This is a genomic window from Bacteroidota bacterium, assembly GCA_039111535.1.
GTDB lineage: Bacteria > Bacteroidota > Rhodothermia > Rhodothermales > JAHQVL01 > JBCCIM01.
In genome coordinates, this window is record JBCCIM010000053.1 from 1 (window position 1) to 23,939 (window position 23,939).

Below are 23,939 nucleotides of genomic sequence, written 5' to 3' on the forward strand. Positions count from 1 at the left end.
CCAATTGGGTTTATCAACAGGTACCTGCTTGAGATATTTATCGGACTGTTTTCCCTTCGCTTCTTTCTGCAGCAAGGGCAAAAACTAAAAATGCAGCCCTATCTGCACTTGCCGATCAGCCTAAAACGGCTCGTTTACTTCTTTCAGGCGTTTTCTCTCCTGAGCTTCCACAATATAATCCCCTACCTGTTTTTCATCCCGTTCAGCATACGGTATTTGTGGCAGGGTTATCCGGGTCCTGGGGGCGCGATGTTCTGGCTCGCCGGCATCACGCTCATCCTGCTCATTTCCCACTACACCAACAACCTGCTGCGCGCAATTCTTACCAAAAACACGTGGTTCTACGTGCTCACGATCAGCGTCTTTGCATCGCTGCTGGTGCTCGACCAGGTGATAAATACGCAATACTTGCAGCTCTTTTCGGAGATACTGTTTGAAGAACTGCTGCGGCAAAATCTGATTTTATTGGGCCTGCTTTTGTCGCTCGCGGTAAGCATCGTATTATACTCAAGCGCGCTTATCCAGCAAAACCTGCTGGCCTCACCCGTGGTTGCCCAGCATCAGCGCACGCAGCGTACCAACATCATTTTTGCGCCCGAACGCGGGCAGGTACTCAACCTGATCTTGCTTGAACTCAAGATGATCTGGCGCAACAAGCGGCCCAAACACTATTTTTTGCTTTCTGTAGTTTTTGCTGTGGCATACATCGCCTTGATGCTCACTGAAAGCCAGGTGTTTAGCTCCCGTGCAATCTCGGCGATCATAGGTATTTTTGCTTCAGGTACGTTTGCGCTGAATTACGGGCAGCTTATGTTTTCCTGGGAAAGCACCTATTTTGACGGGTTTCTTGCCCGCAACATCCGGCCAGAAGAACTGATTCTGGCAAAACTGATGTTGCTGCAGGGTTCATGCCTGGTCTTCTTTTTGATCAGCCTGCCGCTTTTCATATTTTTGAGCCCTAACCTGCTGTTGTTACACGTTACGTTTTTGTTTTACAACGCCGGCGTAACGAGTGTTTTGATGCTTGCCTTGGCCGTTCGCAACCAGCGACGGGTCAACATAGCCCGAAGCGGCAGCTTCTTTAATTACGAAGGATTCTCAGCCATGCACTGGCTCTGGATCCTGCCCACGATAACGCCCCCGGCAATTTTGCTCTATTTCCTGGAGAACATCACCTGGACTGCGTTGTTGTTTATCGGCGGTATTGGTGTGACTAGTCTGGTTCTGTCGAAACGATGGAGCTTGTTTTTCACAGAGCAGCTACTCGACAAAAAGTACGTGATGGCTTCAGGATTCAGGCAATATGAGAGTTGAAGTAGAACAGCTAACCAAGCGATACGGCGAGTTTTTTGCCCTGGAGATCCCGGCCTTGCACATCGAGTCCGGCGCTACCTTTGGCCTTGTCGGCAACAACGGAGCCGGCAAAACGACCTTCCTCCGCCTGCTGCTCGACCTTCTCCGCGCAGATACGGGCACCATTGCCATTCACGAATGGATTGTAGCACAAACCGACGACTGGAAATGCCACATCGGTTCGTATCTCGACGAATCGTTCCTGCTCGATTACCTCACGCCCCTTGAGTTCTTTTCTTTTGTGGGCAGCCTGTACGGATTCTCTAAAAAAGAGACCATCACCCGCGTTGAACCCTATCGTGATTTTCTGCCTGCAGACGCGCTACATGCCAGCAGTAAATACATCAGAGACCTTTCTAAGGGCAACGCCAAGAAAGTCGGCATTGTCGCCGCCATGTTTGTGCAGCCTGAAATTGTGATCCTCGATGAACCCTTTGCCAACCTGGACCCCCGCTCTCAAATTGTACTGAAGAGTTTGCTGCAAAAGCTGAACAAAGAGAAAGGATCAACCTTGCTGATTTCAAGCCACGACCTTGCCCACGTAACGGAAGTATGTGAACGCATTGCCGTACTGGAAGAAGGCAAGCTAGCGCAAGAAATCCAAACGTCTGACGCCACCTTGCGCGAACTCGAAACGTACTTCGCCACACAGTAACCAGCACCATACGTGCTTATCCCAACGCCACTTCCAACGCTTTTCGATACGCTTTGAGGGTGTCACCCAGTTCTTTGGGGCCATGCTCGGTTGAGAAGAAGTAGGCCTCAAACTGCGAAGGCGCCAGGTACACGCCAGCATCAAGCATCGCATGAAAGAAACGACCGTAAGTCTCTGTGTCACAAGTCTTTGCAGTGGCATAATCCACAACTTCGACGTCGGTAAAGAAGAGGCATCCCATGGACCCGACGCGGGTTGTGTAGCAGCTGTGTCCGAGTGAGAACAGGATATCGCGCACCCCTTCTTCGAGCGCAGCTCCGTAAATCTCGAGCCGGCTATAAAAGCTGGGGTCGTCAGCAATTTTTTTAAGGGTTGCAAAGCCGGCATGCATGGCAAGTGGATTACCAGAAAGCGTTCCAGCCTGATAAACGGGACCAACGGGCGACACATAATCCATTACGTCTGCCCTGCCGCCATAAGCGCCTACAGGCAGCCCGCCACCAACAATTTTACCCAACGTGGTCAGGTCGGGTAATACACCGTACAAAGCCTGTGCCCCGCCCGGTGCTACCCTGAAGCCTGTCATCACTTCGTCGAAAATGAGCAAAATGCCGTGGGTATCACACAACGATCGCAAGCCTTCCAGAAATCCGGGTTTAGGCGGTACACATCCCATGTTGCCGGCAATCGGTTCCAGTATGATGCAGGCAATTTCGCCTTCGTTGGCTTTTACAATGGCCTCCACGTGTGATAAATCGTTGTAGCGAGCGAGCAGGGTATCCTGCGCTGTCCCGGGCGTTACGCCGGGAGAGTTCGGCGCGCCAAAGGTCATCGCGCCACTTCCAGCGGCAATCAGGAAACTGTCGCCATGTCCGTGGTAGTTGCCTTCAAACTTTATGATTTTATCCCTTCCCGTAAAACCACGTGCCAACCGAGCGGCGCTCATGGTCGCTTCAGTCCCAGAGTTGACAAACCGTACTTTTTCGATAGAGGGCACAAGTTCGCACACCAGGCTTGCGAGCTCTATTTCGATGACAGTGGGTGCACCAAAGGAAGTGGAATGTCCAGCTGCTTTCTTAACCGCCTTGATCACATCGGGATCAGCGTGGCCAAACAGCATGGGCCCCCAGGAGCCGATGTAATCGATATAGGCGTTGCCATCAACATCGGTTACGTAGGCGCCGGCAGCCTTTTTGAAGAAGCGTGGCGTCCCACCAACGCTTTTGAATGCACGGACCGGTGAGTTCACCCCACCAGGGATTACATGCTGGGCACGTTTGTACGCTTCAGCACTTTTCTTTGCTTTAGGAGAATTGGCCATCAAATAAAATAAATCAACGGGGTCTTAAACGTAGTGCCGCAACATACGTCAGCCTTACACACTTACGCAGCAGACTCTGTGCTAACGCTCGGGGCATTTATGGCTGGGCCTCCATCAATCGTCCACTTACGCGCCTCGGTAATCAACTCACACTGATGACAGCGGGTGCAACGGTCTTCAGATTTATAGCGGGGCAACTTGTTTAGTGGGCGCAATGGATAGCTGCGCGCATCAGCAGGTGCGCCATCACCAGACGTTTGTACGTCAGCCTGATTTGGCAGTACCAGTTGGGAGACAGTGACTTCACCCAACGCTTCTATGAAAAGCGGATGGCTGTTGAGACCGGAAACCACTTCATAGTGGTGAATGCCAAAGTCTTCAGCCTCTTCCCTAATTTCAATATCGAGTTCAAATGCCGTTTCGACATGGTCCGACACAAAGGCAACCGGGACCATCAGTACAGCCTTTACCTCTTTCTTGGCCAGTTCCTCAAGCTTGTCGGGCGTGCTTGGGGTGAGCCATTCTGCCGGTCCAACTTTGCTCTGGAAAGCCACGTGGAAAGTACGGTCGTCTGTGCGGGTATTCATAACCTGCTCTACCGTACTGTTCACCAGGCAGCAATACGGATCCCTGCGCTCTTTCATCTCGCGCGTTGGGGTACCGTGGGCGCTAAACACAAGGTGTACGTCATTCCGAATTTCCCGTGGGAAGCGCTGGAGTGCTTCATCAATGCGTTCGTTGAGCGCTTTCAAGTATTTCGGGTTGGCTGCATATTCAAAAGCAAACGTAGTCGGCCAGGCATTAATTTCGCCGGCTTCTTCCAACATCCACCAGTATAGCAAGGAAGATCCGGTTGTCGTTTTTGAGTACTGGGGGTACAGCGGCATCAGAATCACTTTTGTGATGCCGTCAGCCTTCATCTGCGCAGCAGCTTCTTCGCTTGTAGGATGCCAGTACCGCATTGCCACGTAGGTGTGGAAAGAAACGCCGGCTTTTTTGCCGTACGCTTCATTGAGGTGCTTCTCGAGATGGTCCGCCTGCTCCTTTGTCAGTCTGTTGATCGGTGACCCACCGCCAATCTCTTCGTAGTCTTTGGCAACCTTCTTGGAGCGGGTTTTAGAAATCAGGCTTGAGATCCAGTGTCGCAAAATCCCTTTCAAGGGAATATCTATGATGGCCGGATCCATAAAGAGGTTGTACAGAAACGGCGCTACATCTTTGGTTGAATTGGGGCCACCAAGATTCAGTAATACAACCGCCACTTTATCCCCTTTCTCTAGTTCGAGGGGATCAGTTGAGTAATACGCTCCTGTAATCAAGCGCTGATCATACTCATATTTCTTCAGAAACTGTCTTGGGGTCATTTTATGTATACGACAAAAATTACGTGCTTAGTAAGGGCTTAAATGGATTTTAGACACCCTTCAGTTCCGTCTTTACCTTGAAGTTTTTACGAATCGGGTGTTGTGTATTTTCAGGGAGTTAGGAAAAAGCAAGTCACTTCCTGATACACACTGTTTGCACGCAAGCTACGGGGTTAAAGGGAGAGCCAGTCGCGCGGCTCAAAGAACCACTGCGCCTTTTCTTCGGGTGATCCTGGCTCGGGCTGCCAATCGTAGTGCCACTGCACTGCGGGTGGCAAGCTCATCAGGATGCTCTCCGTTCTTCCGTCGGTTTCAATACCAAAGCGAGTGCCGCGGTCGAAAAGCAGGTTAAATTCGACATAGCGCCCGCGTCGGGTTTCGTGATACTGTTTCTCCCGGTCACCATAAGGCTGATCTTTGCGCCGGTTTACGATGGGGAGGTAGGCGTCGAGAAACGTATTGCCGGCATCCTGTACGTAATTAAACGCTTCTTCAGGCTCATTTCGTACATAATCAAAGAAGATACCTCCCACACCGCGGGTTTCTTTGCGGTGTCGCAGGTAGAAATACGCATCACAACGTGCTTTGAATTCAGCATACGAAGCAAGCGGATGGGCATCACAAACCTTCTTCCATTCACGATGGAAATGTTGTGCGTCCTCGATGTACGGATAATACGGCGTCAGGTCCGCGCCACCACCAAACCATTGGTCAATCGGGGCATGTAGATTTTCCCCAAGTGCAAAGTAACGGAAGTTGGCATGAACGGTTGGCACATAAGGCGACCTTGGGTGCACAACCAGCGAGATACCCGTTGCAAAAAATTGCGTTGCCGGCACATCCAGCACCTTGGCCATACGCTCCGGCAAAATGCCGTGCACCGCTGACGTGTTTACACCGGCTTTTTCGAATACCACTCCACCCGCCATCACGCGGGTACGACCGCCGCCGCCGCCTTCACGAGACCAAAAGTCTTCCTGAAAGGCTGCCCCCCCATCGAGGGCTTCAAAAGCATGGCAAATATCATCCTGCAAACGCTGTACAAACGTCTGCATACGCGTCGCCATCGACTGGTCAGGAGCTTCTTCTTGCAACACAGAATTGATCAGGGTCTCTTTTTCCACAGTAATATCTATTCCTTAGCTTACAGTGTAATGCATACCTTACCAAAAAGAAAGCAACAACCTCGCCAGATACAGGGTACTGCCATTTAACGGTATACAGACAATCACCTAATCCTTACATACATGACCATTATAGAGTATGCGCCGACGGAAGAAGAAATTCTGGACTTTGTAAATGATAGCATCCGTCAGATGCAGGAAACCGCGATTGAACCCAAATACATCATGCTTGGCCCCGAGGCCTATACAACGATGCAACAAGCTATGGGAAAGCGCTTTAACCGAGATGCAGGTGCATTTGAAACTTACCAATTCTTTCCTATCGTTGTGGATCCCCTTCGGAAAGACACCGTCTGCGTACTCCCCGCCCCCGCCCGTTGCGTCGATGAAGTAACTATTCAAAGAGTCGGCTAATTTCGGGTTTTCGGGTTTTCGGGTTTTCGGGTTGCTTCTAAATCACATTAACCACCACATACCTCACTCCAAACTCCTCACTCCACACTCCTCTCTCCAAACTGCTCTCTCCTCACCCCTTCACCAATCCCTTAATATGCGCTTTAAACGCCGTGCCCCAAGAATCTGGCGGCGGTGCGGTCCAGCCCATTTTTTCGCCCAGCGTTGGATGCTCCAGCCGCAGGAGGTAACTGTGCAAGGCAAGGTTACGGCCATCCAGTTCTGTTTTTGCGCGGTAACGAAAGTCTCCTATAATGCGGTGTCCGATGTTGGCAAGTTGCACCCTGATCTGGTGTGGACGCCCGGTACCTAGTTTCACTTCTACCAGCGATCGATTGCCTTCTATTGCCAGGCTCTTATAGGTCAGTTCTGCCCGTAGCCCTTTTGGATGGTCAGCTGTGACAACGCGTACCTTGCGATGATCTTTCCATACGTAGTTCACCAGCGTTTCGCTGCCTGTAAGCCGGCCTTCCACCATGGCGATGTACCGCTTTTCGATGGTGCGCTGCTTGAATTGCTGCGTGACGCGGCTGGCGGCTTTTGAGGTACGGGGAAACACCATCACACCCGATACAGGGCGATCCAATCGGTGTACCAAGGCCAAAAATACATTACCGGGTTTGTTGAAATGATCTTTGAGGTAGGCTTTGGCGAGGCTGTGCAAATCTTTGTCCCCGGAAGCATCCCCCTGTGTCAGCGTTCCGGCCGGCTTGTTTACAATGAGCAGGTGATTGTCCATATACAATACCCGCGACGCCACCATGGCTATGCCGTCAGCAAGCGAAAGCGGCGCATCGGTCGACACGCTTCTCGATTTGCGCCCCTTTCCTTGAGAACCCTTGTGGTTGCCGGCGCTTTTTCCTTGATCCATCCTGTTTCGTTCTGCTCCTTTCATATTACAGCACAACTCTTATTTCTGCGCAGCATCTTACAATACAGCCAAACGATCACGATCAGCCCGTGTAAGGCCTTTAACAACCAGAGCATACGAGTGATCGATCAATTCGCGCACGTCAGCATCAGGCAGGGTGCCGTCGCATACCACCGTATTCCAGTGCTTTTTGCTCATGTGATAGCCAGGCTGGACTGCTTCATAAGCTTCTCTGAGCTCGATCGCCCGTTCAGGATCACATTTAAGGTTGATTGACAACGGACGCGCTTCGATGTTGGTGAGCGCAAACATTTTACCCATCACCTTATACACGAGGGTCGTCTCATCAAACGGGAAGGTCTCAGTCACGCCTTTCTTTTGGAGGCAATAATTGCAGAAGGTCTCGAAGTTCATGGGTAGCCGGCGCTTATCCGTTCATGTAGCCCGTATACAAAAAGAAAATAACAACCAGACTGAGTCCCCACCGGATATAGTTTTCCCGGCGTAACAGGACGTGTTTCATGAGCAATGCACCAATGGGTGCGGCAAACCCATAAACCGTAATAAAACCAAGTGCCATGCTTTCCGCCCAGTTACCCATAAATCCGTCAAAATTGAGGGTTCTGATCATTTCCCAGGTGTCACCAAAGAACAGCCCCAGCACAAGCTTGCCGGCAACGAACACACTGCCAAGCTCCAGATACAGTAAAACTTCTGTCCGGGCTTTTTTATTAAACGGTGCGTAGAGCAGACCGAGCAATGGGCGGATGTATAATTTCCACCGCCGGCCCGGTTCATTAAAGTGATAAAATAGCCGCAACCGGTAATCCCAGTGAATCATGCCACCTACAAATGGCCATTGGTGCCAGGGAACGAGCATATCGACAAAATTGATCATCAGTACCATGGTTACAACGGCATAGGCGGCGCCGTTATACCCTGAACCTCCAGTGATCGCCCCCAGCAAAAACCCAAAAAAGAGCAACGCCAAAGCGTCGGCGATAAATTCTCGCCGTTTGCCCCACCGGGTTTGGGGTTTGCCTTTTGGGTTGAGACGCGCTTGGCCCCAGGCAGGATAATCGAGAAATGCGTCCGGTGTTGCCACAGGTACGTAGTCCATACCGATGGGAGGTTCGTCAGCAGCCTCGCGGCGATCCTGTTCGGCATTGTATGCCGTAACCATGCTGCGCACTTTTGCAATATCCAGGATCCACCATACCAGTACGCCCCCCAACGTGGCGAGCATCAGGATACCGTATCCCACCTGTCCTACATAAAACCTGTGGAGGCCAAGAAAACCGCCCAAATAACACAGCACGCGTGCAATACCCTCATTTTTCCGTCGGTAGGTATGGAGTTCACGAACTAACTGGTTGTGCACCATCGGGTCAACTTGCTGGTATGGCGCAGCAGGTGCGGCTACAAAAGCCTGCGGCATTGCACGCATCGCATGTGCGGCTTTGGAGGCAGTATTTTTTAAGATATTGCCCTTTCCTACCCGTTCACTTTCCATTACATACCTTGCTGTTTGCGCCTATGTATTACCCCGATTCGGAAGAATGACCTACAAGTCGTAGTGATTTCTCTAGAGCCTTGCCATGTAATTTGCACACAATCGTGACATTTAACAGGTAAGCCTTCTTTTTATTAGTTCACATCAATCGACGCCCCGGTCCTAAGATAGACTGAAAGCATAAGAAAAATAAGAACACCCCATGCAAGCAATAGCTAGTAGCAACACCACATCCTACAGTACTGCATATCGCTTACTCGAAGAGGGTCAATTGGAGGAGGCCGGCATGCTGTTCGGCACCCTCAACTACCATGAACTGTCTCGCGAAGAGGCACTTGCTGCACGCGTCGAAGCTATTCAGATTGCCATTCTTCAGGAACGGTTCTCTGATGCACTAACCCATGCTGAAGCCGCGCTTCAGATTGCAGAACATGAGCCGCTTATCCACCACCTCGCCGGCCGCGCCCGTTGGGAGCAAGGCGATCAGTGGACCGCAGCTGAATCATTTGTATATGCTGCTGAACTCCTGGAAGGCCTCCACGCTGAACAGCCACCAGCACAGTACAATGCAGATCCTTCTCAGGTATATTTCATGGCTGCAGAAGCCTGCCGTGCTTTTGAACAACATGCCGAGGCAATGGACTTTTACCAGCGCGCACATAAATATGCGCTACAATAACAGTATATGATTAAACAACTACTATAAGTAATTACAGGCTACCCGCCAAAACCGGAACTGTGCCCCCCGACCTATCGTACGTTAGGCTGTTCTAAACCACACTTCTTGTCGCTTTAGAACAACAGTAGTTTAACCGCACTCAAGGCACTTTTCCTGCGAACTACTTTTAAGAATCTGTGCCGCCCACGGCGCGCATTCATTGATCTAACTAACACGTTCTTCTAGTCACTGCGCATTCTAGCAGCTTTCGTTCGATAGCAAACTCTTTTGTCCAGTTCTTCTGTTTTTTCGCATCCTTGAAAGTAAGTGGATTTTCACAATTAACCTGGCCGGCAGAAGCACCCGCAAATGCCCCATCAAATCCCTTACAGACGCGATTTAGACCACTTTCAAGAGATCTCCTTTGCTTTGAGCCAAAGACGCAGAAGCAGTGCGCATAAGACTTAAAAAATTACTATTTCAAGCGCTTATCGTGTGCATCTGATGGGGACCTATCCTCTTGTATTTCCTACGCCTCGGCCCTAAAACCCCGGTCCTGCCGGAAACAGGAGCCGTCAGATTCGCCAACATCTTGCTGATGCTGGCTATTCTGCATTCAGGCCTTGCCTGAGCATAAGGGATTCAAGGATGATATTCCGCACTGGTATGCGCAGCCTAATTGATGAATTAGTCATTATTAACAGTTTCAGCAAATTGCGTCGCTCTCCGTTTCAATTTCTCTTTATCATTTCCAGCTTCGTTCTCGTGTTCGGATCTGCGTGGCCGTCCCAGGCCGATGCACAATCCCGACGCCCTTCGACCGTTTGGGGGCCCGTTACGCTGGGCGGTACCGTGGGCTTTTCTACAGAAGCTTACAGCGCTAGCGGTATCAATGCGCGCCGGCCCAATGGAAGCGGGCGGCTATTTGGTAAAACGAGCGCGTCTATCAAGGATGTCCGGTACGGACTCGACTTCCTCCTTTCCACGGAAGACGATCGATTGCGTCAATCGCTCAACCGTGTTGCCGCTTCTGTTGCTTACAACAACTGGGATGCTACAGTGGGCGACTTCAGCCCTCGCTTGAATAAATATGGATTAAATGGCGCCACCGTCCGCGGTGCTTCGCTTTCTTATGCGCCCGGTGATCTTTATTTCTCCTTTATGGCCGGCAGGTCTCGCCGCGCTGTTGACACCGGCGTAGGTGCACTCATCAGGCGCCCGGCGTTTGATCGAAATCTTTTCTCTGCCAGCGTAGGCGTGGGCCCCAAAACAGCAAACCACTTCCACTTGCAAGGACTCATTGCGCGCGACAAAGAGACTTCGCTTTCCACAGAAACAGCGGCACAGCCGGCTGAAAACGTAAGCTTCACGCCCTCTTTTGGCCTGTTCTTGCTTGAAAACAGCCTCGAAATCCGTGGCGAACTCACAGGATCTGCCTTCACGCGTGACGTGCGCGCAGCTGAAACAAGTGGTGATCTAACCCCTTCTTTCTTTGGCCTGTTTACACCGCGCGTTGGAAGCCGGTTTGATTATGCCAGCGATTTCAGCGCACGATACAGCATACAGGATTTCTCAGCGTCGGTCAGCGAAACGCTGGATCAGCTCACTATCCTCACGTCTTACAGCCGCGTAGCACCCGGATTCACGTCGTTGGGCCGGCCCTACACACGCAGCGATCAGGCAGTCTTTCGTTTCCAGCCCCAGGCCCGCCTGCTCAACAACAAAATGCAGGTGGCCCTCGACGTTACCAGCCGGCGGAACAACCTCGACAACAACCGCACAGCAACCCTCAAGCGCAATCAGATCGGCCTCTCAACCCAGGCACAATTGTCTGACGAATTCTTTTTGAATGCCTCCTTTATCCGCCTGGCAAATAACAACAACCCGCTGAGCAGCGACCCCGTGTTTGCACCACTCGAGCAACGGCTGCTTTCACGTTCCCTGATGTTAGCGCCCGTGTTAACGCGCGCCATCAATGGCCTGACGCACAGATTTTCGCTCACCACAACATTCCAGTCGCTTAGCGACAAAACAGAACGCAGCGATAATGCGCCGCGGCCTACCATTGATTTCAATAACACCTCTACCACATTGGGGCATCATGTGATTCTGGCGTCCGGACTTGCACTCAACAGCAGTTTGAGCCTCGTGAACAGCAAAGCGCCCTCAACAGATGTGAAAGCAGTAGGTGTTGTAGCCGGCGGTAGCTATGGCTTTTTCAACAGAAAATTAAATGTGAACCTGACGGGTGGATTGTCTCGCACAACCCTCACGTTCCAGCGCTTGCTGGAAGCAGAAGCGGCAATGCAAGAAACAGAAAAATCTACCCAGCTCACCTTCTCCCTGACCGGCACGTATCGCGTGACGCTCCGGGATGTGATCCGGCTTTCCGTGCGAGGTCTGTCAACCAACCAGCCCCTGCGCGGCAACTTTCAGGAAATTCAGTCAACACTCCGATTTGAACATCGGTTTTAATCCCCCAACAGTTTACGTACAAGCAGCAGTTGAATGCAGCGATTTTCGCCGACACATAGCACCCGATGCCATAGCCTGTGCACAGCAGTGGTATTTGCCATGCTCGTGCACCTGGGCCTGATTCTGCCAGAACTTGGTCTGCAGCAAGCCCATGCCCAGGGGACAGCCCAGGTTGTCTTCACCGGTATCCCTCCCGTTTTGTCTTCGCCCTATATCGCAGACCTCGAACGGAGCTACCAGCAAGGCTTGTTTACGACGCAGTTTATCTACGTGAGCCCAAGCCGACAGCCACAAAATTTCCGGTTCCGGCTTACGCTGGAAGTAAACGGGGAAACGCGTATCGACATGACGTCGGAAGCCAACGCGTACACGCCCGGCATCCACGTCTACCGCACCTTTGACGATCCGCCGGCCATTGAATTTCCGCTGCCCTACGAAGAACTGATCCAATTGCTCAACGCAAGTGTTGATCAATCGGGCCTGCTGCCTGAAGGTGACTATGTGCTTAGCATCGAACCACTTGTTGATGATGAATTGGCCCTCATCCCTTCCGTACCGGGCATGGCTTTCTTCAGTGTACGCTATGCTGAGCCTCCCCTGCTCCTCACGCCACTCGATCAAACCGCGTTAAACTCTCAGTTTCCCGTGTTCTCCTGGACCCCTGTTACGGGCGCCCCTTTCACGAGCACATTCGAATATGAATTGTTGATTGTTGAAGTCTTTCCGGGACAAGCGCCCTACCAGGCACTCGAAAGCAACATCCCACTGGTACAAGAAGGCCTCGTTGGACAAACGGCCTTTGTTTACACGCTTGCCGAGTTGCCGCTTGAAGAAGGTAAAAACTACGCCTGGCAGGTTCGCGCACGCGACGTAAACGAGCAAATGCCAATTCTCGACCAGGGTGAAACAGAGTTTTACACGTTCACTGTTGGTCAAGACGGACTTGGATCCATGATCACAGCCTGGAGCTTCCCTGTCAGTGATCCTTTCCTGATTTATGATTTTGAGGATAGCGCGGACATCGATCCCGCAGACACAGAAATTTTCATAGATGGTGCGCTGCCCATTGAGCTCATGGGACTCGGGAGCGAGGCGCAATTCGACAAACTGCTCATTGACGCAGAAACGCAATCTATTATTGAAGGCAGCATCACATTTCGTGAAGCCATTGCCCTTGAAGTGGCTATAAACCCGCTTTCAGACGCACTCACCGGATATCGCGCGGTGCCATCTGGTGAAGCCCTTGAACTCCCTGATGGCCTGCTCCTCGAGCTTGGCGCAGATGTATTCATTGACCGCAACGGATTGCACCCGAGAGGCACCCAAAAGGCAATTGTCTCCTATACGGGTCTGCCAAAAACAGAGTGGACGGCTACATATTCTGGTGACTTCACCCTCAACTTCGCGCCATTCCAAATCTCCCGGGGCCGTGTAGATTTTGCTGCTGGCGGCGTTGCCCAAGCATACGCAGACGAGACTGGGTTTCACTTGATCGACCAGAGCGACCCCGTCATCGCCCAAATCCCGGACCGACTACAATTGCCGGATGAGCAGGTTGCTTTTATTGATCTCAAACGGGCAGGACAATCGCTGGTTGACATAGAACCGGCCGCTGGCGGGCAATTCAGTGTCACCGGCAAACCCGGTGTACCACTCCATCTTGCCTTGCCAGGCCTCGACCGGATTACACCTGATGCAGCGCATCACTTCACTGCCTCACTGGAAGATGTAGTTATCGACGCCCAGACCGGACAACTGGTGAGTGGGCAGATTACAGCAACACCTGATGAAACTGCAGCCTACATCACGCTTGATGCCCTTGGGTTGCCCATCGCACCAACAGCATTCAAAACACGGCATACCGACACAGGAGTCAAAATCGATATTGAAGGACAGCTTACCCTTTTTGGGCAACCCCTTCGAAATGCTGAGCCCATACAGTTTACGATGGATGAAGCCGGCGTAGTCACCGGTGCCATCGATCTTGCCGAAGCAGATGCCTACATTTTCCTGGATGGCGAAGCCGGCAACGTTAGCATGGATATCACTGACGCCCAGGGCATGTTACGCGTACCGCTCAATGCCTTTGCGCCAGCTCAGGGCGGTTTCGACGTTACCGGTACCTTCAACCTGAACAAAGGGGATAACGTTGTTGCTGCAGCAGCCCTCAACTTCTACTACACTGGGGAAGGACGGGTAGCCATTGATTCGTTTGCGCCAATTGAAAATGAAAGCAACTCCCGCTCCATATCGCTAAATGGCGCCGGCCTGCAAGTAGATAAAATTGAGGCGCTCGATCTTTACTACACCCATGGACAGCCCGTCCGGTATGTTGCAGATTTACAGGCCAGTTTAATGCCTTTTAACGGCACGTCCAGGCTTGCACTTCCGCTTACGGGTGTTGAACTGCACCAGCACAAATTCTATATCCCTGCACAAGAAGCCCATCCGGGTACACCTGGGTTCACCTATTTTGCTCGCAAGGCAGGCCCAGCTACCCTCAGCCTGCTTGCCTATCGCATTCCAACGACCCTGGTTGCGAGAAAAAGCGAAAATGGATCGGCCACCGTCACGCCTTATTACGATTTTGAAGTAAACCTGCGGGATGCTGCTGGCTTCCCAGATGGCTTTGCTGATTTGCCACTTACACTGCAGGATGCGCAGATTGTAGACGGACTGGTTAGCGGCAACATCTTGCCTTACACACCGGCGAAAGGCAGCCTTACGCTTCCAATGGAAGCCGGTGTATTTAACGCACACGCTATTTCCGGTGCTTTTGCCGTAACGGATGACGCACAGGCGTTCGTCGTTTCCGCGCACGGCACGCTCGACCTCTCCGGAGCCATTACGGGAAGCACACAGCCGTGCGCTGTGCCAGACCTGACCCTCACAATTAATGCAGCAGGCGAAATTTCTGGCAACGCCACACCTTTTGCCCCATGTACTACATTTTCGCTTGGCCCTGTTGCAGCCGGTTTTGAAGAAGCCGAACTGGCAATCACCACGGATGAGACAGGCCGGCGTTACCTCCTTTCAGGCGAGGTAACATCAATTAGCCGCAGAGGATCACGTCAAACAGCTGCCGCAACAGGACCGCTGGTACTCGACTTGCTAACTGGCGATGTGCAAGAAGCTGACGTGCAAATTGAACGCCTGCTCTGGGAATTCCCGGTAACAGCCCCACGCTACCAGATCAGCGTTGAAGAAACGCATTTGACGGCAGAAGGCTTTGCCCTTGCAAACGATAGTACGGTTGCAATCACCGACATTAATACAGCAGACGCCTTTTTCCTCCGGCCGCAGGGCGACTTCCGGCTGGGCCTGCACCCTGGAAAGGCTAACAAAGGCAGTGCTGCACTTATGCCGCGCAATAATCCATCTGGCGTAAGGATTGCAACACTCGATGCAGACGGATTTCATCTCCAGACAGCCGACAATCTGCTGCCTGAACGCATCGAGTTACCCGGCGCATTTGGCGCCTACCTCGACCTCGTACAGGCAGGCGAGGATGACATTGCGCTTGGAAAATCGGCAAACAAAGGCAACCGGACCCTGGAAACAGCTGATGAAGCCACTGTAAATCTTGTGATTCCGCAACTGGGCACCAGCCTTGCTATCCCTGTTGCCTTTGCCATCGAATTGACAGAAGGGCTCGCCTACGCCGGCGGCACCATCGAACACGACCTTGCCAATCGCCCTGTCAAGCTATTCACTGGCGATTCCCCCCTGCTCATTACCGGAGTTCGCTACGACGACGAATCCAAACAACTTTCCCTGACGGGCCAACTGAAGGTCCCTGCATCTTTTACAGGAGATGAAGACGATCCGGACTTAGAAGTTGAAACCACACTGGCATTGTTCGCCAATGGCCTTGCTTCTGTTGATATGGAAGCGGCTACTTACGCCCTACACAGCGGCACCCTATCCCTGTCGCCACACTCAGCACATGTCATGCGTGCTTCGGGTGCATTACGGTTGACACTAAACGGCGCAATTGATAGTCCGGTACTGAACCATGCCAACGTTGATTCTGCCCCACTTGGGTTTGAAGCAACTTATGCCTCTACGGCTACTGCATGGGCGCTTGCCGCTGTTGCGCCGGCAACGCAAAAAATTGCCATTGACCAGGCCACATTGTTGCTTGATCCTTCAACTCCGCCTGTGCTGAGCGCCGCCCCCATGCCCGTTCTCGAACTGACCGGCGCGCTCGTCATGCCCGCAACCATAAGCCAGGATTTTGTTTCAGAAGTTGCAATGGAAATTGGGCCGGGCGGCGTCTATGTCACCCAACTTGGCGAGTTTGATGCGCCCCAATCTTTTTTCAACGGATTCCTGACAGCTTACCTCGAAGCTGCTGACATCTTTTACGACGCCGCTGAGCAAACGCTGGTCACTACCATTGATGGTGCTTTTGCGCCGGCATTGAGCCTGAATAACAATTCAGAAACGCACCATACCTTTGGCACGCCGACAGACCTGTTGCCATTTTCTGGCATTGAACTGTCGACAAACGGCGCAATAACGCTGCGCGATTCCAGCTTCGGGCGCAATACAACCAGCAGTACCGAAGAACTCAGGTTACTGGCGGATCTCCCACGCATCCCTGTAATTTCTCAGCATTTCTGGATTGAAGAACTGATCCTGAAAGCCGTGGACGGAGAACTAATGCTTGGCGTCGAAGGCACGGTGCGCTTGCCTACGCCTGATGGCCGGCGGGTGTTACTCGGCAACCAGACCATCGATGAAACCACGGCCAGCCTCTACTCAGACCGCATGCCGGTTGCCCTGACCTTAAACAGCAAGGGCCAGTCCCTCACCATGAAAGGCACCGCCAGCCAGCCTGTTTTGATGGCGAACAACCTGGAAACAGATGAAAACGCAACACAACGCGGGTTCAACATCAACGGTGCATATCTGCATTTCAACCCGCAGTTCGCCGCAGATAACAGAATACACAGCGCGGCGTCGTTGCAGGTCCCAACAGGTGCCGTTAGCACAGATTCTACCGGGGAAGCGTTGCACGCTGCGATCAACTTTGGCGATGGCGTAAGCACGCGCCGGCACCCGGGTATCATCATTGCCCAGGCAAAGCAACAGCAATACCTTGTGGCAGAACAGCCGGCAGCCAATCGCCCGGCCTTTACACTATCGGAAGAACTATTTGATACGGAAATCCAGACCCTGGCACTGCCAAATCCGGAAGTGCCGACGGTTACGCTGGGCGGCCTGAGCCGGCTCAAAGTACCTGGGCTTGCCGGCGTTTTTCCGGTTGACAACATTACCCTCGCCCCTGAAGGCATACAGTCGCTCGGCCAGTCTGCAGGTCCCGCAGGCATTACGTTTGGGCAATCGGGGCTCTTTGAAGTAGGCTGCGTAAACCTTGGCATTAACGGTCGTGCAAGCAATGAACCCGGGTTTTCGGGTGCTGGCGCTACAACTTCCAGCACTGTCTCGCGCATCCAGTTTGGCGCTGTCTGTGGAGACAGCCTGTCGATGACCTTGACGGATAAATACCTGCATGGCACCTACAGTAACCTGATCATCAGGAAAAATGGTGCAGCGCCGGCAGCTCAGTTCACCAGTACAACAATTAATTTGAATCAACTGGGGGCGGTAACGGGCAACCTGACAACGACGCGTGACACCACAGTAGCTGCCCTTGCCCTGGAGGGTACAACTACCTTCCGCGGCATCCGGTTAGGTACCACCGGTACCCTCAGAGAAATTGACGGCAAAAGTAGCCTTGGCATGTTGTTTAATCCATCGACGAGTACCCTCGATCTGCTCGATGGCGCCGCTACTGCATCGCTTGCCGGCGGTGGCCTCTTTTTGAATCCAACAGCAAGTGACCTGGCGCTGGTCGACCTGGCGCTCAACGAACGTAGCAACAACGGATTTTCATCCAACAAACCAGCCGGCTTCTCTCATACTGGCCTCCACGCCATTTTACCTGTTGAGTTACAACTCGCAAACGGCGAAATCCCGGTATTAAGTGGCACCGGACTCATGGAAGCAGGTACGCAGTTCACCACACTGGATCTTGACGGCGCGCTCCTCGAACAGGAGGATGCACTGAACGCCGGGATGTTCTTGGTAGAGCAATCATCCACGGAAGACACGCAACAACTACTCGGACTGGCTGATGTAAGCCTCAACTATGTATCCCTGGCCGGCGGCATTCTCAAAGCTAACGTAACAGCAGCATCGCACGAAAGCGGCCTCTCATGGTCTGTTGCTGGCCGTGCAACTGTAGATCTCGTTGACACCATCAACTTACCTGGCCAATTTCTCATTGGGCAAGATGGCTTGCTGCTCGATTTGCATACAGCCCCAAATCTCAAAGCCGGGCCTTTGTCCCTCGAAAGAGATATCAACCTGTCGGTCTGGTCGAGCCCGAGTCGCAGCACGTTGCAAGGATATGCAGCATTTGATGCAGCACTTGATCTCATTCCAGGGTTTACCGTTGCGCCCGTAAAGCTCTATGGTAGCTTCATCGAAGACAATGATGAAAGCCTCTTCTATGCAGCCAGAAATATATTCGCCGATGTGCCCTTTGTCTACTCGGGTCCCATCGACCCCTGGCTCTCTTTGCAGGAAGGAGAGGTATATGGCGGCGATGCACGCAATACAACGTTCCGCCGCATGATTACGGACGCGCGACAGTTTGGCAACGCTGTACCGGTGCATGCAACGAACGCCATCAATGCACTACGTAACGCGTTGCAGGTACAGCAAACGCTCGCCTTTAACCCCGTTCGTTCGGGCAACCTTCCCTATTTTGCGCAGGGTGCTGCAGCCCTCAAAGAAACCGGAGAAGCCTGGGCCACGCTTGAATCCGATGCTGTAGCGGCTGATGCGTTGCCCGAGGTGTTGGAAACACTCCGTGAAGGCCTATACAACGATACAAGCCGTCCTGCCTACGCCCCCAACCAGGACCTGCCGGCGCCTGACACTAAAACCCAGGATGCACTCAACCGGATGACTGCGAGTGTTGCAGCCGCCAAGCGTTCTGCAGACTCAGACATATTTGCCCTGAATGGCCTCCTTCCCCGTCCCCTGCTCTGGAATTCAGATTATGTTGAACTCGCGTCGGCATTGACCACGCTTCCTGTCACCTCTGTCACCTGGCCCGGCAACGCAGAAAACCCGCAGGCCGGCTTCTCGATAGATGCTGCCCTGCAAGCTGCACAGCAGGCAAGCCTGCAGGAATTCAAGCAGAAAAATGAAGGCCTCGATGTACAATTCCTCCGCACAGTTGGCGGGGTTGAATTAAACATGGTCAACCTGAAAATTGCGCGCTCACCGCAGCAGGCAATCGACTTTACCAAAGCCACAAGCGCCATTTCAGAATATTACGCGCAGCATATTGACAGTGATTGGGAATTACTCAACTGGACACAGGAAAAAGCAACCTGGCTGGCAACCCAGGAAGACGCCGTGGATCGTGGCATTCGTGAAAACTTGCGGACGTTTAACGACAAAGAAAACAGCGAAGACGCACTGCGCGACATCACCCGACAGCGACACAACCAGGTGCGCCAACTGGCCCGTAATACGGCGTGGGCACGCGAAGATCTTCCAGAAGATCAGCGCTTTGCCCAATACCTCTCCGGGCTTGATGCAGATGGGCTGAAAGCTGAATTTCAGACAACAGCAAAAGATCTCTGGTACGATGTACCGATGGCTGCCCTCACGGCACTCAGTGACACCCTCTCGTCGCTCCTTGATGCCCGCAATGAACAATTTGCTACGGGCATGGACACTTTGGGCAAAGCCTACGGTGCGTTCTCGCTTGCACTGGATCCGCTCTATGATATCCAAACGCGCTTTACAACAACGCTGTACGGCATGGCCGAGGAATACCGGACATGGCGTGGTACCATCCGCCGGCTCGATCCCGAAGCAGTAAACTATGCGTTCCAGTTTGTCCCCTACCGCGGCAACTACCGGATTCTTGCAGATGATTTGATTCCTCCGGTCATCGAAGACATCAGTATTACCCCAACAAGCGAAGGCTTCCTCAATAATACAATGCTTACGTGGTCTGCAACGCATCCGGTAGACCTGGTAGAGACCAGCCTTGCCCTCTCTTACGAGGCAGATGCTGCGCCACAATTTGCAAGTGTATCCGATGCGCCTGGCTTTTCCTTTTTCACGGCCAAGCCCGACAGAGAGACCACGGAGCGTGATGTAAATGTTACGCTTCGCGTGCGTGGCGCCGGCGGTGTCCCGGCAGTCAAAAAAGGCCAGTTCACCGTAACCGTTGACCCTGCTTCTGATGTTGTGATGGCAGAAGCAGATTCACCCTTGATTCCATCAGACCAGACGCCGCCACCAAGGCCTCGCATTGCAAATCTTGGATATTCCTCCTATTTCAGCGACACCCCAAATACCCTGCAATTTGACCTGGCTCCTATGGCAGATGATGAGTCAGGCATCGAGCAGATTACCTATCGGATTGTCAACGACCGCAATGAAGAAGAAATCCTTCAGGACTGGACTGAACTTCAGAAAAGTACCGACTACTTCGCCGGCCGGCTTGTAGAAACCAGCCTGCCCGTGCAGGAAAAAGAATTGGCAGTACGGGTTGAGGTGCAAGTCAGGAACGAAGCCGGCCTTACGTCAGATGCCAGCGCTTCAATTTCTCTGGCACTTGACGACTCCAAGCCTTTTGCCGCTATCGAAAACATCTCCTACTTCAACGAATTTGACCTGAAGCATCCACGTGCAATTGCCCTTTCCCTCGGTGAAGTCGCTGATGAAGAATCAGGTATCGATTTGATTGAGTATGCGCTGCTTGAAGGTGCGCGCGCTACGCTGGCAGACGCAATCTGGCAGCCGCTCCAGTCTTTTCCGAATCGAGACACCCGCGCCGGCTATGAGACCTATTTCATCAACCTTAACGATGATACCCTGCCAGAAAGCAGGACACGGTTTGCGCTGAACTTGCGCATTACGAACGGCGCCGGGCTACAAACCATCGTCAACGAAGTACTCGACATTCCGGGCCGCGATGTTACACCGCCAAGTGAGCCACTCGTATCCATAGCGCACAGCGGTTTCTACAATACAGTGGCCCAAAACCAGTTGCGCATTATTGTCAGCGGAAGCCAGGACTTTGAATCGGGCATAAGCGCGGTACGTTACCGGATCATTGACGGCAAAACAGGGCACGAGATTTCGCCATGGGACGACTTCCTCTTCCTCGACCCCAATAGCCCAACCTTTATTCTGCCGGCGTCTGAAAAGCACATTGCCCTGCCTGCATTTGAGAGCAGCCGCACCATCATTGTAGAAACTCAAACAACCAATGCTGCCGGCCTTACCTCAAACAAAGGGGTACGCTTCCTGCAGTTGGAGCAAGACAACACAGCGCCGACTTCCCCAACCCTTGAAGTAGCCTCGACACAACAAGCTGCATCAGGCAACATCCTCCTTACCGTTGGTGCAAGCCAGGATCCCGAGTCTTACATCAGCCAGGTCAATTACCGGGTTGTGGATATGGCAAACCAGCAGGCATTACAAAGCTGGCGCCCCCTGCTTCAATTGGTCCAGCCCTTCCCAACATTTCCAGGCCTTACGACAAGCATCGATGCATCAGAAGTGCCCGTAGGCATTAAAGCTGGTATCCAGGTCCAGCTTATTAATCAGCAGGGCCTGCAAACCATAGCAGCGAGCCCGCTCGACAGGTCCGAAGACCTGACGCCGCCGCTGGCACCATCGCTCTTGCTCGAAGCGACAGCGGCTTCATCTGAAGAAGAAATTCCACTCAAGGTATACCTCGGTGAAAGCCGTGATCTCGAATCAGGCATTGCAAGTGCACGCTACCGGGTCCGTGACCTCTCAACAGGCAGCAACACGGCATGGACAGATATCGCGCTCAATGGCATGTCATTCACCATGCCCGGGGGTACCTTGAACACTACGCTACCTGGCCTTGCAGCAACGCAAGCTTATGCACTGGAAGTAGAAATCCGCAACGCCGCCGGACTCGCCACCCGCGTTTCTGGCATAATCGACCGAGACACTGAGACGGTATTCCTGGACGGTGCGCCGGCGCAACCCCACGTAGCGCTCTTCCACTTTGACGAAGACAACACCATTCGCCAGGATGAACTGGAGCTGACCGTGTTCCCGAGTATCGACGCCCATACGCTGCTCGATTCGCTGCAATACAAAATCACTGTATTCGACAGCCAGCAAAACGAAATGGGAAGCCGCGATCGTGGCACATGGCGCACCGTGCCTTACCGGACGTCAAAACCAGACATACCGTTCACGACCTACCTGCCCTTCCGTATGCAGGATGACATGGCAACGGTACAAGTTGCTGTGCGCTTGCTTAATGCGCAGGGTTCGTCGCCGATTGCACAGGCGCAGCGTCAATTGAAGTTGGATAGCGACACCTCAGCACCAGCAATCCAGCCGCTTGCGTATAGCTATTCCGGGTACCACAAAGCTGATTCCCCCAACGCACTCACGCTCAACCTGCGAGACATCACTGATGCCGACTCGCGCATTGCCCAGGTGAGCTACCGGGTTGTGAATGACCAGAACACCAGTGACGTGGTTGTCGACTGGACCGACGTGTCGCGTATCAACAAAGCCGGCATTTTTGCACCGGACAACGTTTCGATTGTGCTACCCGAATTTAGCCGCAACCGCAAATTGCGGATTGAAACACGCGCCCTCAACGGTGCCGGCATCGCGTCAACGGCAGACACAACACTCGACGTAATTGTTGATCGCACCGCGCCAGTGATTGCCGATCCTGAACTTGCATTCACAGGCATTACATCAGCCCATGGCGATCCGGGACTTGTTGTTTATCTCGGCGCAATTACCGATGAAGAATCACGCATTACGTCTGTTGCTTACCGTGTCTACGCAAATGACGACCAGGAGGCTACGGTGGTAGATTGGACTTCACCGGAACTGGTAACAAGCAACCATATTCGCCTGCCGGCAATCTCGGCACCGCTTTCTGCACAGCAGTTGGGAGACACCTTTACGCTGGAAGTAGAAGCCAAAAACGAAGCAGGTCTCGCGACTACCCTCGAACGGGAAGTAAACGCCAATCTGGATAATTCTGCCCCACAGATGCCCAAAGTTGAAGTGTCTTACCGCGAAAGCGACCTCGGCACAGACTATCTACTGATTGAACCTGGTGCATTCCGCGACGCTGAGTCCAAAATCGCGGCGTTGGCCTACCGCCTGGTCGATAGCAACAATCCGGAAACCGTATTTATCGACTGGATCCAGATTCCAGTCCCGAATGACATCCGCGTATCGGTTGCAGCGATCGCAATTCCCCGGGCAGAAATCCCTTATGACGGTGCTGCGGTGCTGGCTGCAGAATTCCGCGCAACCAACGGCGCCGGCCTCTCGAGTACACGGCGCTCAACGGTTGAGTTACCCGGCGATGTGAGTCCGCCAGATTCACCCTCGCTCATTGTTGCGCACCGCAATGCCTACGATCCGTTACACCCAAACACAGTGGAAATCCAGATCGGATCGAGCGAAGATACCCAGTCTGCCATTGCGCAGGCACAGTACCGGATCATCGATACCGCAACAGGTGATGAACTAACAACGTGGACGCAATTGCCTATCACTTCGGAAGGCTACTTCCCGGGAACGATAGTCTTTAAGGAGCTCCCTTTAATTGAGCAGAGCGCGTCGTACAAAATTGAAGTAGAAATCCTGAATACCGCCGGCCTGGTGAATAGCATTACGGAAGATGTCCGCGTTGACATCCAGAATGATGCAACACCGCCGGCCTCGGTGATTTCACTGCACTATTTCGAAAACGCGCTTGCCCTGGTACTGGACGAGTTGGCCGACCCCGAGTCTAAAATCAGGAAAGTGGAATACCGCTTCCTCGACAATGTAGACCAGAGCGAATTACAGCCCTGGACCGATCTGTTTGAGATTGTCACGCCGCAGGGTGTGTATCCGAAGCAGTCGTTCAACATCAACCAGCCGGCTGTACGCTCGGGCAGAACGCTCAAAATTGAAGTGCGGGTCACCAACGGGGCCGGCCTGCAAACAACCGTCAGCAAAACCGTCTTAGCAAGATCCCCCGATTCTGATCAATGATATATCAGCTCCCATATCGTTTAATCTTACCCTGTCGGCTACTGTTTGCCGTA

12 protein-coding genes are annotated in these 23,939 nt (G+C 52.8%); 6 read left to right on the forward strand and 6 right to left on the reverse strand.

Features of this window, described 5'->3' with window-relative positions:
* Nucleotides 1-1,314: DUF5687 family protein (locus tag AAF564_10415; GenBank protein ID MEM8485953.1), on the forward strand; the 1,314-nt coding region annotated here is incomplete at its 5' end.
* Complete coding sequence (locus tag AAF564_10420; protein MEM8485954.1) at nt 1,304-2,008, forward strand: ABC transporter ATP-binding protein; 705 nt, start codon at nt 1,304-1,306, stop codon at nt 2,006-2,008. The genes AAF564_10415 and AAF564_10420, both read left to right, overlap by 11 nt.
* 16 nt (nt 2,009-2,024) lie before the next feature.
* On the opposite strand, the gene hemL is transcribed toward AAF564_10420, so the two are convergent.
* From hemL to hemF, 3 genes are all read right to left on the reverse strand, one after another.
* The gene (gene hemL / locus AAF564_10425; GenBank protein MEM8485955.1) at nt 2,025-3,329 is read right to left on the reverse strand and encodes a glutamate-1-semialdehyde 2,1-aminomutase; all 1,305 of its coding nucleotides are present in this window, start codon (nt 3,327-3,329) and stop codon (nt 2,025-2,027) included.
* A 62-nt stretch (nt 3,330-3,391) separates the two neighbouring features.
* The gene (hemH, locus tag AAF564_10430) at nt 3,392-4,693 is read right to left on the reverse strand and encodes a ferrochelatase (protein ID MEM8485956.1); all 1,302 of its coding nucleotides are present in this window, start codon (nt 4,691-4,693) and stop codon (nt 3,392-3,394) included.
* A gap of 173 nt (nt 4,694-4,866) precedes the next feature.
* Nucleotides 4,867-5,760, reverse strand: a complete 894-nt coding sequence (gene hemF, locus AAF564_10435) for an oxygen-dependent coproporphyrinogen oxidase (protein ID MEM8485957.1) — start codon at nt 5,758-5,760, stop codon at nt 4,867-4,869.
* 180 nt (nt 5,761-5,940) lie between these two features.
* Here hemF and AAF564_10440 point away from each other — a divergent pair, with 180 nt between their 5' ends.
* A complete protein-coding gene (locus AAF564_10440; GenBank protein MEM8485958.1) occupies nt 5,941-6,231 on the forward strand; it encodes a family 4C encapsulin nanocompartment shell protein in 291 nt (96 codons plus the stop codon).
* Between the two features lie 112 nt (nt 6,232-6,343).
* Here AAF564_10440 and AAF564_10445 read toward each other — a convergent pair whose 3' ends face one another.
* The 3 genes from AAF564_10445 to AAF564_10455 are packed head-to-tail and all read right to left on the reverse strand — an operon-like array spanning nt 6,344 to nt 8,654.
* Nucleotides 6,344-7,141 (reverse strand): RNA pseudouridine synthase, encoded by a 798-nt coding sequence (locus AAF564_10445; protein MEM8485959.1) that lies wholly within the window; start codon nt 7,139-7,141, stop codon nt 6,344-6,346.
* Between the two features lie 57 nt (nt 7,142-7,198).
* Nucleotides 7,199-7,555: an MmcQ/YjbR family DNA-binding protein gene (locus AAF564_10450; protein ID MEM8485960.1), complete on the reverse strand. Its 357-nt coding sequence runs from the start codon at nt 7,553-7,555 to the stop codon at nt 7,199-7,201.
* A gap of 13 nt (nt 7,556-7,568) precedes the next feature.
* Nucleotides 7,569-8,654, reverse strand: coding sequence for a TM2 domain-containing protein (locus AAF564_10455; protein ID MEM8485961.1), 1,086 nt, complete (start codon nt 8,652-8,654; stop codon nt 7,569-7,571).
* Between the two features lie 202 nt (nt 8,655-8,856).
* Here AAF564_10455 and AAF564_10460 point away from each other — a divergent pair, with 202 nt between their 5' ends.
* The 3 genes from AAF564_10460 to AAF564_10470 all read left to right on the forward strand — a co-directional run bounded on the left by AAF564_10460 (nt 8,857) and on the right by AAF564_10470 (nt 23,886).
* Nucleotides 8,857-9,333, forward strand: a complete 477-nt coding sequence (locus AAF564_10460; protein MEM8485962.1) for a hypothetical protein — start codon at nt 8,857-8,859, stop codon at nt 9,331-9,333.
* Nucleotides 9,334-9,978: 645 nt separating this feature from the next.
* The gene (locus AAF564_10465; protein ID MEM8485963.1) at nt 9,979-11,787 is read left to right on the forward strand and encodes a hypothetical protein; all 1,809 of its coding nucleotides are present in this window, start codon (nt 9,979-9,981) and stop codon (nt 11,785-11,787) included.
* Between the two features lie 99 nt (nt 11,788-11,886).
* The gene (locus tag AAF564_10470; protein ID MEM8485964.1) at nt 11,887-23,886 is read left to right on the forward strand and encodes a hypothetical protein; all 12,000 of its coding nucleotides are present in this window, start codon (nt 11,887-11,889) and stop codon (nt 23,884-23,886) included.
* The last annotated feature ends 53 nt before the right edge of the window (nt 23,887-23,939 follow it).